The following is a 12788-nucleotide window of genomic DNA, read 5'->3' on the forward strand; positions in this document are numbered from 1 at the left end:
TCCGCCTTCCCACCCAGCCCGGCGTCCGCCTTCCCACCCAGCCCCACCCACGTGTTTCTTCGCCCTCACCCCCGAGGAGGCCGTCCCCGTGACCGCCCGCAAGCCGTCCCGCAACGTGCCCGAGCCCGTTCCGCCCACCCCCGAGGCCCCGCTTCCGGCGGAGCCCGCCGCGCCCGTCCCGGCGGCGGAGGCCGTCGCGACGAAGACTCCCGCCGCACCGGCCCGGCGGGGGAAGCGGGCCGCACCGCCCCGGCCGCGCCGGGCCGGCGGGCAGGGGGTCCGCCGCGCCCCGGCGCTCGACGCCGGGGACCGGGCCCGGCTGCTGGCCGGCGAGCACCACGCACCGCACGATCTGCTCGGCGCCCACCAGATCCGCGGCGGGGCCGTCCTCCGGGTGCTGCGCCCCTTCGCCCGGACGGTGACCGTGCTCGCCAAGGGGCTGCGGACCGAGCTGCACGACGACGGGGACGGGCTGTTCTCCGGGCTGCTGCCGATGCCCGTGCTCCCCGAGTACCAGCTGCTGGTGGCGTACGACGACAACGAGATCGAGATCCACGACCCGTACCGCTTCCTGCCCGCGCTGGGAGAACTCGATCTGCATCTGATCGGCGAGGGCCGCCACGAGGAGCTGTGGACGGCGCTGGGCGCCCGGACCATGGAGCACCAGGGCGTCGCCGGGACCCGGTTCACCCTCTGGGCGCCGAACGCGCGGGGCGTGCGGGTCAGCGGTGACTTCAACTACTGGGACGGCACCGGCTTCCCGATGCGTTCGCTGGGCTCCAGCGGGGTGTGGGAGCTGTTCCTGCCCGGGATCGGGGAGGGCGCGCTGTACAAGTTCGACGTCTGCCGCCCGGACGGTTCGCACACGCTGCGCGCCGACCCGATGGCCCGGCACACCGAGGTCCCGCCGCGCAACGCCTCCGTCGTGACGGCCTCGCACCACGTCTGGCAGGACCAGGAATGGATGGCCCACCGGGGCGACGTACCGGTGCACGAGGCACCGCTCTCGGTCTACGAGGTGCATCTGCCGTCCTGGAGGCCCGGCCTGACCTACCGCCAGCTTGCCGAGCAACTGCCCGCGTACGTACGGGACCTGGGGTTCACACATGTGGAGCTGATGCCGGTCGCGGAGCATCCCTTCGGCGGTTCCTGGGGCTATCAGGTGACCGGTTTCTACGCCCCGACCTCCCGGATGGGCTCCCCCGACGACTTCCGCTTCCTGGTGGACGCGCTGCACCGGGCCGGGATCGGGGTGATCGCTGACTGGGTGCCCGCGCACTTCCCGCGCGACGACTGGGCCCTCGCCGAGTTCGACGGACGGCCGCTGTACGAGCACGCGGATCCGCGCCGGGCCGCGCATCCGGACTGGGGCACGCTGGAGTTCGACTACGGGCGCACCGAGGTGCGCAACTTCCTGGTCGCCAACGCCACGTACTGGTGCGAGGAGTTCCACATCGACGGGCTGCGGGTGGACGCCGTGGCCTCGATGCTCTACCTGGACTACTCCCGCGAGGAGGGCCAGTGGGCGCCGAACGAGTACGGCGGCCGGGAGAACCTGGACGCGGTCGCCTTCCTCCAGGAGATGAACGCGACCGTCTACCGGCGCAACCCCGGGGTCGTCACGATCGCGGAGGAGTCCACCGCCTGGGACGGGGTCACCCGCGCCACCCACCACACCGGTCCGGGCGGCTTCGGCGGCCTCGGTTTCGGGCTGAAGTGGAACATGGGCTGGATGCACGACTCGCTGGAGTACGTGTCCAAGGAGCCGGTGCACCGCAAGTACCACCACCACGAGATGACCTTCTCCATGGTGTACGCGTACAGCGAGAACTACGTGCTGCCGATCTCGCACGACGAGGTGGTGCACGGGAAGCGCTCGCTCGTCGGCAAGATGCCCGGCGACTGGTGGCAGCAGCGCGCCAACCACCGCGCCTACCTCGGCTTCATGTGGGCCCACCCCGGCAAGCAACTGCTCTTCATGGGCCAGGAGTTCGCCCAGGGCGCCGAGTGGTCGGAGGGCCACGGCCCCGACTGGTGGCTGCTGGACCCGTCGTACGCGGCGGAGAGCGACCACCGGGGCGTGCGGACCCTGGTCGGCGAGCTGAACGCGGTGTACGCGCGGACGCCCGCGCTCTGGCAGCGGGACACCGAGCCGGAGGGCTTCGCCTGGGTGGACGGGGACGCCGCCGAGGACAACGTCTTCGCCTTCCTGCGCTTCGACGCGCACGGGGCCCCGCTGCTGGCGGTCTGCAACTTCTCGCCGGTGGTGCGGCACGACTACCGGATCGGGGTGCCGGACGGCCCCGAGTCCTGGGCTGAGGTCCTGAACACGGACGAGGCCCGGTACGGGGGCGGCGGCGTCGGCAACGAGGAGCCGCTGAAGCCCGAAGCGGTGGGCGCGCACGGCAGGGACACCAGCGTCACCCTGACGCTGCCGCCGCTGGCGACGGTGTGGCTGCGGCCGGTCTGACCGGACGGGGGCGGAGCGGCCGGACCTTCCCGGCCGCACTGCCCCCGTGCCCTTTCTGGCAGCGGTTGTCGTCCAGTTGAATACCTCCTACGGGCGCCACCCGGCGGCCGGCCACGGAGGGGGATCAGCAGGTGAGCAGTCCGGGACAGGGAGCACCACCGCCCCGCCGGATCGGTGAGCTGGCCGCGCTGGTCTCGGCCGTCGCCGCCGTCGCCGGCATCCTTCTGGCGGTCTTCGGTTTTCCGCAGGTGGGCGGCTCCGCGGTGAACCGGAACATCGCCGACCGCGCTCGGGACACGCCGGCCCCCGCCCTGCCCGGTTCCCCGTCCGCGACGGCGTCCGGGAGCGCCGGGTCCGGTGCCGCGGACTCCGCGCCGTCCGATCCCCCGCCGCCCGCGCTCCCCCGCGGCTGGCAGCGGGTGAACGACCCCGGGCTCACCGTCGCCTTCGCCGTCCCGGACGGGTGGGTCCAGAAGGTGGACAGCGACATCCAGAACACCTGGCACTCCCCGGACAGGGCCCGCGATCTGAGCGTCAAGCGGGACACGTCCTACGGTTCGACGCCGCGCGAGGCCGCCGAGGGACAGCTCGCCTGGTACCGGAAGTCCGAGGAGTCGTCGATGGCCGGTATCGAGGTGAGCAGGCACACCACCCGGCAGAACGGCCGGGACGCCCTCTGGCTGGAGATCGACTACCACTACGTGAAGCAGAGCGAGCCCCGCAGACGCGTCGAGGTCTTCGTCGCGGGCCGGGCGGGCCAGGTCTACCAGCTGCTCCTGGACTCCGCCGCCGGACCCGGCGGCCGGGCCGAGCAGCAGCGGATGTTCGCGACCGCCCGAGCACAGCTCCGGATCGACGTGGACCCGCCCGCATGACGGCAGGGGCCGGGGTACGGACGTCCCGTACCCCGGCCCCTGCCCCTGCCCCGGTGCCGCTACGCCTTGGCGAGCGAGGGCTGCTCCCCGCCGCCGTCGCGGGCCTCGGGGACGTACGGCTCCGAGGGACCCTCGTCCGTGATCATCTTCTCGTCGAAGGGCAGCGCCCCGGAGAGGACCTGGTCCACCCTGGCCCGGTCGATCTCCTTGGTCCAGGTGCCGACGAGCACCGTGGCGACCGCGTTGCCCGCGAAGTTGGTGAGGGCGCGGGCCTCGCTCATGAAACGGTCGATGCCGACGATCAGACCGACGCCGTCGACCAGTTCGGGGCGGTGCGACTGGAGGCCGCCGGCGAGGGTGGCGAGACCGGCGCCGGTGACGCCCGCCGCGCCCTTGGAGGCGATCACCATGAAGGCCAGCAGCGAGATCTGCTCGCCGATGCTCAGCGGGTCGCCGGTCGCGTTGGCGATGAAGAGCGAGGCCATCGTGAGGTAGATGGCGGTGCCGTCGAGGTTGAAGGAGTAGCCGGTCGGCACGGTGATGCCGACGACGGGCTTGCTGACGCCCATGTGCTCCATCTTCGCGATCAGCCGGGGAAGGGCCGATTCGGACGAGGAGGTGGAGAGGATCAGCAGGAACTCGCGGCCCAGGTACTTCAGCAGGGCGAAGATGTTCACCCCGGCCACCAGGCGCAGGATCGTGCCCAGCACCAGGAAGACGAAGAGCGCGCAGGTGACGTAGAAGCCGATCATGATCACCGCGAGGGACTTCAGCGCGTCCGCGCCGGTCTCGCCCACCACGGCCGCCATCGCGCCGAAGGCGCCGACCGGGGCCGCCCACATGATCATGGCGAGGATGCGGAAGACGAGGCGCTGGATGTGGCCGATGCCGCGCAGCACCGGTTCGCCGGCCGTGCCGAGGGCCTGGAGGGCGAAGCCCGCGAGCAGGGCGATCAGCAGGGTCTGGAGCACCTCGCCCTCGGTGAAGGCGGAGACGATCGTGGTCGGGATGATGCCGAGCAGGAAGTCCACCGTGGACTCGCCGGCGCCGGAGGCCTGCTTCTCGCCGGCGGCGCGGGCCGCCTCGGTGAGGTGGAGGCTGGAGCCGGGCTCCAGGATGTTGCCGACGACCAGGCCGATGGCCAGGGCGACGGTCGACATCACCAGGAAGTAGCCGAGGGCCAGTCCGCCGACGGCGCCGACCTTGGCGGCCTTGCGGACCGAGCCGACGCCGAGCACGATCGTGCAGAAGATGATCGGCGAGATCATCATCTTGATCAGGTTCACGAAGCCGGTGCCGATGGGCTTGAGCTCCACGGCGGCGTCCGGCGCGGCGAAGCCGACGAGGATGCCGAGGCCCACCGCCACGATCACGGCAAGATACAGATACTTGGTGCGGTCCGGCCTGGTGCGGTCCGGCTCGGTGGCGGCCTGTGCCACGGGATCTCCTCGGGTCGTCCTTGTCCCTCCCCCGTCCCCCGGGGGTCCCGGCGACTATCCCGCCGCCTGTGACGCCGGTCACCCTTACGTGCATTTCGTTCACACACTTTCGGCCAGGCAGACTGAAGGGATGCGCTTCCCCCGTACCCGCCCGCGCAGTCTCGCCGGGCAGCTCTTCGCCATGCAGGTGGTGCTGGTGGCGGCCGTGGTGGCGGGGTGCGCCTTCTTCGCGTACGTCTCCGGGCGGGACCAGGCCGAGGAGACGGCGGCCCGGCAGGTGCGGGCCGTCGCGGTGGCGATCGCGGACGCGCCGTCGGTCCGGGAGGCGATCCGCACCCCGGATCCGTCGGCCGTGCTCCAGCCGTACGCGGAACGGGTCCGCGAGGACACCCGGATCGCGTTCGTCACCATCATGGATCCGCACCGGATCCGGTGGACGCATCCGGTGGCCGACCGGATCGGGGAGCCGTTCCTCGGGCACACCGCGCGGGCGCTGCGCGGCGAGACCTTCTCGGAGACGTACACGGGCACGCTCGGTCCGTCGATCCGGGTGGTCACCCCGGTCCGCGACGGCGGCCGGATCGTCGGGCTGGTCAGCGCCGGCATCACCGTGGACCGGGTCTCCTCGCAGGTGCGGGCGCAGTTGCGGGCGCTGGGGCTGGCGGCCGGGGCGGCGCTGGTGCTCGGCGGTCTCGGCACGTACGTGGTCAACGCCCGGCTGCGGCGGCACACCCACGGGATGAACGCCGCCGAGCTGAGCCGGATGCACGACTACCACGAGGCGACCCTGCACGCGGTGCGCGAGGGGCTGCTGATGCTGGACGGGCAGCGCAGGATCGCGCTGGTCAACGACGCGGGGCGGGAGCTGCTGGGGCTGGCCCCGGGGAGCGTGGGCCGCCGGGTGGCCGATCTCGATCTGCCGGCCCCGCTGACCGGGGCGCTGCTGGCCTCCGAGGAGCGGGTGGACGAGGTGCATCTGACGGCGGACCGGGTGATCGTGGTCAACACCCGTCCGGTGGTGGGCGGGGAACGGCGCGGCACGGTGGTGACGCTGCGGGACCACACGGAACTCCAGGCGCTCTCCGGCGAGCTGGACTCCGAGCGCGGTTTCACCCAGGCGCTGCGCTCGCAGGCGCACGAGGCGGCGAACCGGCTGCACACCGTCGTCTCGCTGATCGAACTGGGCCGGGCGGAGGAGGCCGTCGGCTTCGCCACGGCGGAGCTGGAGCTGGCCCAGGCGCTGACCGACCGGGTCGTCGGCGCGGTCGCCGAACCGGTGCTCGCCGCGCTGCTGCTGGGCAAGGCCGCCCAGGCCAACGAGCGGGGTGTGGAGCTGGTGCTGGCGGACGACAGCCTGATCGACGACGGGGCGCTGCCCGGGACGCTGCCGGGGCGGGATCTGGTGACGGTGCTGGGCAATCTGATCGACAACGCGGTGGACGCGGCGTCCGAGGCGGTGGCCGCTCCGGCGGCCCCCGGCTCCGTCCCGGAGCAGCGCACCGCCCGGCGTCCGGCCCGCGCCCGGGTCACGGTGACCGCGCTGGCCGACGACGGGGAACTGCTGCTGCGCGTCGCGGACAACGGCGCGGGTGTGGAGCCGGGCGACGCGGACGAGGTGTTCCGCCGGGGCTGGTCGACGCACGGAGCGGGCCGCGGTCTGGGGCTGGCGCTCGTGCGGCAGGCCGTGCACCGCAACGGCGGCTCCGTCACCCTGGAACGGGGTCCCGACGGCGGCGCGGAGTTCACCGTGCGGCTGCCGCTGGACCGTGACGGGGACGTGCGGAAGGAGCGGGTCCGGTGATCCGGGTGCTGGTCGTGGAGGACGACCCGGTGGCGGCGGACGCCCATGAGCTGTACGTGAACCGGGTGCCGGGCTTCACCGTGGCGGCCGTGGCGCGGTCGCGGGCGGAGGCGGTGCGGGCGCTGGACCGGATGCCGGTCGATCTGCTGCTGCTGGACCTGTATCTGCCGGACGGCCACGGGCTGCACCTGCTGCGCACGCTGCGGGCGGCCGGGCACGGGGCCGATGTCATCGCGGTGACCTCGGCCCGGGATCTGGCGGTGGTCCGCGAGGGGGTCTCGCTGGGGGTGGTGCAGTACGTGCTGAAGCCGTTCACCTTCGCCACCCTGCGGGACCGGCTGGTGCGCTACGCCGAGTTCCGGGCGGCGGCCGGTGAGGCGAGCGGGCAGGACGAGGTGGACCGGGCGCTGGCCTCGCTGCGCGCCCCGCACCCCGCCCATCTGCCCAAGGGGCTCAGCGCCCCGACGCTCCAGGCGGTGACCCGGGCGCTGCGCGCGGCCCCGGACGGGGTGACGGCGGCGGCCGCGGGCGCGGAGCTGGGCATCTCGCGGATCACCGCGCGCCGTTATCTGGAGCATCTGGTGACGGCGGGCCGGGCGGTGCGCAGTCCGCAGTACGGTCAGGTGGGGCGTCCGGAGCTGCACTACCGCTGGCTGGCCGAGGAGCGCTGAGCCGGCCGCGGAGGCCCGGCGGCCGTACGGCCGGTCGTCTGGACGTTCCTACGAGCCGTAAACCGGTGCGAACACACCGTAGTCATACCGCCCGTGACCTCCTACATTGGGGCCGTGCACCCCACCCCGCCTTTCAACGCCCCCGCCGCGCGCCGTCTGCGCGAGGCCCTGGGGATGGCTCCGGGCCATGTCGCCTACGGACTCGCCGCCCAGTACGGTCTGCGGATCAGCGCCGAGACGGTCGCCGCCTGGGAGCGGGGCCTCGCCCTGCCGACCGACTACGAACTCACCGCGCTGGCCGGGGTGTTGTGGTGCGCCCCGGGCGAACTCCTCACCGCCGCCCGGACCCTGCGCGAGCACCGGCTGGCCCGTGAGCTGACGGCGGACGAACTGGCCGCCCGGGTGGGGATGTCCACCGCCGCGTACCGGAAGATGGAGGAGGCGGGGCGCTGGCGGGGCAACGAGCGCCAGTCCGCCGCGCTGACCGAGGCACTGGGGCTGACGGCGGCGGAGTTCGTGACGGCGTGCGGCCGGGACGAGGAGCTGGCCGAGCTGCTGCGGAGCGCGGTGACGACCCGCTGGCAGGCGTACGTCCGTCCGGCGGCCAAGGCGGTCCCGCTGGACCGGGCCAGGATCCAGACCGCGCTGGAGCGGCTGCACACCGACTACCAGGCGCTGATGGTGTCCACGCTGAGCTGGGGCGGTTCCTCCGCCGAGGGAACGGCCGCGACGGGCGACGCCGGCCGGGCGTTCCTGGCGGGCATAGTGCGGCGGTTCTGGGAGGCGGCGGAGAGCCGGGGCTGAGGGCCGGCCGCGCGGCGGCCGGCCCCTCCCGGCACGCCCTAGAAGACCGACTCGGCCTCGTGCATCCGGTCCACGGGGACGGTCTTGAGCTGGGTGACCGCGTGGGCCAGCGGGACCATCTCGATGTCGTTGCCGCGCAGCGCGGTCATGTTGCCGAAGTCGCCCCGGTGGGCGGCCTCCACCGCGTGCCAGCCGAAGCGGGTGGCGAGGACGCGGTCGTACGCGGTGGGGGTGCCGCCGCGCTGGACGTGGCCGAGGATGACCGGGCGGGCCTCCTTGCCGAGCCGGGCCTCCAGCTCGACGGCCAGCCGGTTGCCGATGCCCTGGAAGCGCTCGTGGCCGTACTGGTCGATCTCGCCCTTGGCGTACGGCATGGAGCCCTCGGCCGGGTGCGCGCCCTCGGCGACGCAGATGACGGCGAACTTCTTGCCCCGGGCGAAGCGCTCCTCGACCATCTTGACCAGGTCCTCGACCTGGAAGCGCCGCTCGGGCAGGCAGATGCCGTGGGCGCCGCCGGCCATGCCGGACTCCAGCGCGATCCAGCCCGCGTGGCGGCCCATCACCTCGACGACCATGACGCGCTGGTGCGATTCGGCGGTCGTCTTCAGGCGGTCTATGGCCTCGGTGGCGACGCCCACCGCGGTGTCGAAGCCGAAGGTGCGGTCGGTGGCGGAGATGTCGTTGTCGATGGTCTTCGGGACGCCGACGACGGGCATGCCCGCGTCCGAGAGCATCCGGGCGGCCGTCAGGGTGCCCTCGCCGCCGATCGGGATCAGCGCGTCCATGCCGTAGCGGCGGCTCAGCTCGGCGCAGTTCTCCGCGGCCTCGCGCAACCGGTCGCGCTCCAGCCGGGCGGAGCCGAGGATGGTGCCGCCGCGGGCGAGGATGCCGCTGACCGCGTTGAGGTCGAGGGGGCGGAAGTGACCGTCGAGGAGGCCCTTGAAACCGTCCTCGAAACCGATGACCTCGTCCCCGTGCCCGACGACGGCACGGTGCACGACCGAGCGGATCACGGCGTTCAGCCCTGGGCAGTCGCCGCCTGCGGTGAGAACTCCGATGCGCATCGTGCTGTATCTCCTGTTCGCTACCTCCGGGCAGGCCCCGGGGCCTGCCCGGATGCCGTACGGGCCGGGGTCAACGGCATGCTCCCCCGTACCGTAAGTCGGGACGATTGTTCCACGCCGGGCCCGCACCCCGCGCTTCCGGCTGCTCCGGGGGCCCGCGGAGGGGCCGCGGGAACGGGCTCCGGGGCCGGTTCCCGGGGCTTTCGTCGGGGGGCGGCCCCTCCGCCCCCGCGGGTATCGTCAAACGGGCGATATCCGATGAACCGGACATCGTTCCGGACGAGAGACGACGGGAGAGCACGCGTGACGCGCAGCGTGTACGTGACCGGGATCGACCGGGGAGACGGCCGCCAGGTCGTCGATCTGGGCGTCATGGAGCTCCTGACGCGTCAGGTGGACCGGGTCGGGGTGTTCCGGCCGCTGGTCCACGACGACCCCGACCGGCTGTTCGAGCTGCTGCGGGCCCGCTACCGGCTCTCCCAGGACCCGGCGAGCGTCTACGGACTCGACTACCACGACGCCTCCGCGATCCAGGCGGAACAGGGCACCGACGAACTCGTCTCGCGGCTCGTCGACCGCTTCCACCGGGTGGCCGCCGACTACGAGGTGGTGCTCGTCCTCGGCACCGACTTCGCCGCCACCCAGCTCCCCGACGAGCTGGCGCTGAACGCCCGGCTGGCCAACGAGTTCGGCGCCTCGGTGATCGCCGTCGTCGGCGGCCAGGACCAGAACGCCTCCTCGGTGCGGGCCGAGACCCGCAACGCCTACCGGGCCTACACCGGGCTCGGCTGCGAGGTCGTCGCGATGGTCGTGAACCGGGTGGCCGCCGCGGACCGCGAGGAGATCGCCGAGCGGCTGACGGCCACGCTGCCGGTGCCGTGCTCGGTGCTGCCCGACGATCCCGCGCTCTCCGCCCCGACGGTCGCCCAGATCACCGCGGCGCTGGACGGCACGGTGCTGCTGGGCGACGACTCCGGGCTCGCCCGCGACGCGCTGGACTTCGTCTTCGGCGGCGCGATGCTGCCGAACCTGCTGAAGGCGCTGACACCGGGGTGCCTGGTGGTGACGCCCGGGGACCGCTCGGACCTGGTGATCGGCTCGCTGGCCGCGCACAGCGCGGGCACCCCGCCCATCGCGGGGGTGCTGCTGACCCTGGACGAGCGGCCCGGCGAGGAGATACTCACGCTGGCCGCACGACTGGCACCGGGCACCCCGGTCGTCTCGGTGGCCGGCGGTTCCTTCCCCACGGCCGGGGAGCTGTTCGCCCTGGAGGGCAAGCTGAACGCGGCCACCCCGCGCAAGGCCGAGACCGCGCTCGGGCTCTTCGAGCGCCATGTCGACACGGCCGCGCTCCTGGACGGGATCTCGGTGGCCCGCAGCGGCCGGGTCACCCCGATGATGTTCGAGCACGAGCTGCTGGAGCAGGCCCGCGCGGACCGCCGCCGGGTGGTGCTGCCGGAGGGCACCGAGGAACGGGTGCTGCGCGCCGCCGACGTGCTGACCCGGCGGGACGTCTGCGACCTCACTCTGCTGGGCGACCCCGACGCGATCCGCAAGAAGGCCGCGGACCTCGGCATCGACCTGGCCGCCACCCGGATCGTCGACCCGCAGACCTCGGAGCTGCGCCAGACCTTCGCCGAACGGTACGCGGAACTGCGCGCGCACCGCGGGGTCACGGTCGAGCTGGCGTACGACGTCGTCGCGGACGTCAACTACTTCGGCACCCTGATGGTCCAGGAGGGCCTGGCCGACGGCATGGTCTCCGGGGCCGTGCACTCCACGGCGGCGACGATCCGGCCGGCCTTCGAGATCATCAAGACCAAGCCGGATGCGTCGATCGTCTCCTCGGTCTTCTTCATGTGCCTGGCCGACAGGGTGCTGGTGTACGGCGACTGCGCGGTCAATCCGGACCCGGACGCCGCGCAGCTCGCGGACATCGCGGTGCAGTCGGCGGCCACCGCGGCCCGCTTCGGTGTGGAGCCGCGGATCGCGATGCTCTCGTACTCCACCGGGACCTCGGGCTCGGGCGCGGACGTGGACAAGGTCCGCGAGGCGACGGAGAAGGTGCGCGGGAGCCGGCCGGACCTCAGGATCGAGGGGCCGATCCAGTACGACGCGGCGGTCGAGCCGAGCGTCGCGGCGACGAAGCTGCCCGGTTCGGAGGTGGCGGGCCAGGCGACGGTGCTGATCTTCCCCGACCTGAACACCGGCAACAACACCTACAAGGCCGTGCAGCGCTCGGCCGGCGCCGTGGCCGTCGGCCCGGTGCTCCAGGGGCTGCGCAAGCCCGTCAACGACCTGTCCCGGGGCGCGCTCGTCCAGGACATCGTCAATACCGTGGCCATTACGGCGATCCAGGCGCAGGGCGAGGAGTGACCCGCATGACCACCACCGAAGGTGCCCCGGCCGGCACCGGGGCGAGCCGGGTGCTCGTCCTGAACTCCGGCTCCTCCTCCGTGAAGTACCAGCTGCTCGACATGCGGGACCGCTCCCGGCTCGCGACGGGCCTGGTCGAGCGGATCGGCGAGACGACCTCGCGGCTCGTCCACACCCCGCTGGCCGGCGGCGGGGGCGAGACCCGGGAGCGGCTGGGCCGGATCGCCGACCACGACGCGGCGCTCAAGGCCGCCGCCGAGGAGCTGGCCGCGGACGGGCTGGGCCTGGACTCCCCCGAACTGGCCGCGATCGGCCACCGGGTGGTGCACGGCGGGCTGCGGTTCACCGAGCCGACCGTCGTCACCGACGAGGTGCTGGCCGAGATCGAACGGCTGGTCCCGGTGGCGCCGCTGCACAACCCGGCCAACATCACGGGCATCCGCACGGCGCAGGCGCTGCGCCCGGACCTGGCGCAGGTCGCGGTCTTCGACACGGCGTTCCACACGACGATGCCGGAGTACGCGGCGCGGTACGCGATCAACGTGGAGACGGCCGACGCGCACCGGATCCGCCGCTACGGCTTCCACGGCACCTCGCACGCGTACGTCTCGCGGCGGGCCGCCGCACTGCTGGGCCGGACCCCGCAGGAGGTCAACGTCATCGTGCTGCACCTGGGCAACGGGGCCTCCGCCTCGGCGGTGGCGGGCGGCCGGTGCGTGGAGACCTCGATGGGCCTCACTCCCCTGGAGGGGCTCGTCATGGGGACGCGCTCCGGGGACATCGACCCGGCGGTCACCTTCCACCTCAAGCGGGTGGCGGGCATGTCGGCCGACGCGATCGATGAACTTCTGAACAAGAAGAGCGGTCTGGTGGGCCTCTGCGGCGACAACGACATGCGGGAGATCCGGCGCCGGATCGACGAGGGCGACGAACGGGCCGCGCTCGCCTTCGACATCTACGTCCACCGGCTGAAGAAGTACATCGGCGCCTACTCGGCCGTGCTGGGCAGGGTGGACGCGGTGGTGTTCACGGCGGGGGTGGGCGAGAACTCGGCCCCGGTACGCGAGGCCGCCATCGCCGGCCTGGAGGAACTCGGTCTCGCGGTGGACGCGGATCTCAACGCCGTACGGTCCGGCGAGCCCCGGCTGATCTCGCCGGACTACGCCCGGGTGGCGGTCGCCGTGGTGCCGACGGACGAGGAGCTGGAGATCGCCGTCCAGACCTTCGCACTGGTCGACAACTGAGCGGCCCCGCGCCCCTTTGTACCTTCCGCCAGACGGAATATTCC

General features: G+C 72.9%; 9 protein-coding genes. 7 read left to right on the forward strand and 2 right to left on the reverse strand.

The window, feature by feature from the left end:
- The first annotated feature begins 88 nt into the window (after nucleotides 1-88).
- Nucleotides 89-2470, forward strand: coding sequence for a 1,4-alpha-glucan branching enzyme (gene glgB / locus ACZ4FH_RS04165; protein ID WP_467302100.1), 2382 nt, complete (start codon nucleotides 89-91; stop codon nucleotides 2468-2470).
- Between the two features lie 131 nt (nucleotides 2471-2601).
- On the forward strand, nucleotides 2602-3345 hold the full coding sequence (locus ACZ4FH_RS04170; protein ID WP_467302102.1) for a hypothetical protein: 744 nt from the start codon (nucleotides 2602-2604) through the stop codon (nucleotides 3343-3345).
- Nucleotides 3346-3404: 59 nt separating this feature from the next.
- Here ACZ4FH_RS04170 and ACZ4FH_RS04175 read toward each other — a convergent pair whose 3' ends face one another.
- Nucleotides 3405-4784: a cation:dicarboxylate symporter family transporter gene (locus ACZ4FH_RS04175; protein ID WP_467302103.1), complete on the reverse strand. Its 1380-nt coding sequence runs from the start codon at nucleotides 4782-4784 to the stop codon at nucleotides 3405-3407.
- 130 nt (nucleotides 4785-4914) lie between these two features.
- Between ACZ4FH_RS04175 and ACZ4FH_RS04180 the strand changes: the two genes are divergently transcribed.
- From ACZ4FH_RS04180 to ACZ4FH_RS04190, 3 genes are all read left to right on the forward strand, one after another.
- Nucleotides 4915-6585 (forward strand): sensor histidine kinase, encoded by a 1671-nt coding sequence (locus ACZ4FH_RS04180; protein ID WP_467302105.1) that lies wholly within the window; start codon nucleotides 4915-4917, stop codon nucleotides 6583-6585.
- The gene (locus ACZ4FH_RS04185) at nucleotides 6582-7256 is read left to right on the forward strand and encodes a response regulator (RefSeq protein WP_467302106.1); all 675 of its coding nucleotides are present in this window, start codon (nucleotides 6582-6584) and stop codon (nucleotides 7254-7256) included. The genes ACZ4FH_RS04180 and ACZ4FH_RS04185 overlap by 4 nt, the downstream gene beginning before the upstream one ends.
- A gap of 174 nt (nucleotides 7257-7430) precedes the next feature.
- Nucleotides 7431-8060 carry a helix-turn-helix domain-containing protein gene (locus ACZ4FH_RS04190; protein ID WP_383635465.1) on the forward strand — a complete coding sequence of 210 codons (630 nt, stop codon included), beginning with the start codon at nucleotides 7431-7433 and terminating at the stop codon, nucleotides 8058-8060.
- Nucleotides 8061-8098: 38 nt separating this feature from the next.
- On the opposite strand, the gene ACZ4FH_RS04195 is transcribed toward ACZ4FH_RS04190, so the two are convergent.
- Entirely contained in the window at nucleotides 8099-9124 is a 1026-nt protein-coding gene (locus ACZ4FH_RS04195; RefSeq protein WP_383635195.1) for an ATP-dependent 6-phosphofructokinase, read from the reverse strand.
- A 303-nt stretch (nucleotides 9125-9427) separates the two neighbouring features.
- Between ACZ4FH_RS04195 and pta the strand changes: the two genes are divergently transcribed.
- Both pta and ACZ4FH_RS04205 read left to right on the forward strand, forming a co-directional pair.
- The gene (pta, locus tag ACZ4FH_RS04200) at nucleotides 9428-11500 is read left to right on the forward strand and encodes a phosphate acetyltransferase (protein ID WP_467302109.1); all 2073 of its coding nucleotides are present in this window, start codon (nucleotides 9428-9430) and stop codon (nucleotides 11498-11500) included.
- Nucleotides 11501-11505: 5 nt separating this feature from the next.
- Nucleotides 11506-12744, forward strand: coding sequence for an acetate kinase (locus tag ACZ4FH_RS04205; protein ID WP_467302110.1), 1239 nt, complete (start codon nucleotides 11506-11508; stop codon nucleotides 12742-12744).
- Nucleotides 12745-12788: the final 44 nt, after the last annotated feature.

The sequence above is a fragment of the Streptomyces sp. NPDC024555 genome (genome assembly GCF_055559335.1).

What these genes read in the sequence shown, in the direction of transcription:
- ACZ4FH_RS04190 (WP_383635465.1), top strand. Translation starts at nt 7,431, where the DNA reads ATGGCTCCGGGCCATGTCGCCTACGGACTCGCCGCCCAGTACGGTCTG.
- ACZ4FH_RS04180 (WP_467302105.1), top strand. Translation starts at nt 4,915, where the DNA reads ATGCGCTTCCCCCGTACCCGCCCGCGCAGTCTCGCCGGGCAGCTCTTC.
- ACZ4FH_RS04195 (WP_383635195.1), bottom strand. Translation starts at nt 9,124, where the DNA reads ATGCGCATCGGAGTTCTCACCGCAGGCGGCGACTGCCCAGGGCTGAAC.
- ACZ4FH_RS04205 (WP_467302110.1), top strand. Translation starts at nt 11,506, where the DNA reads ATGACCACCACCGAAGGTGCCCCGGCCGGCACCGGGGCGAGCCGGGTG.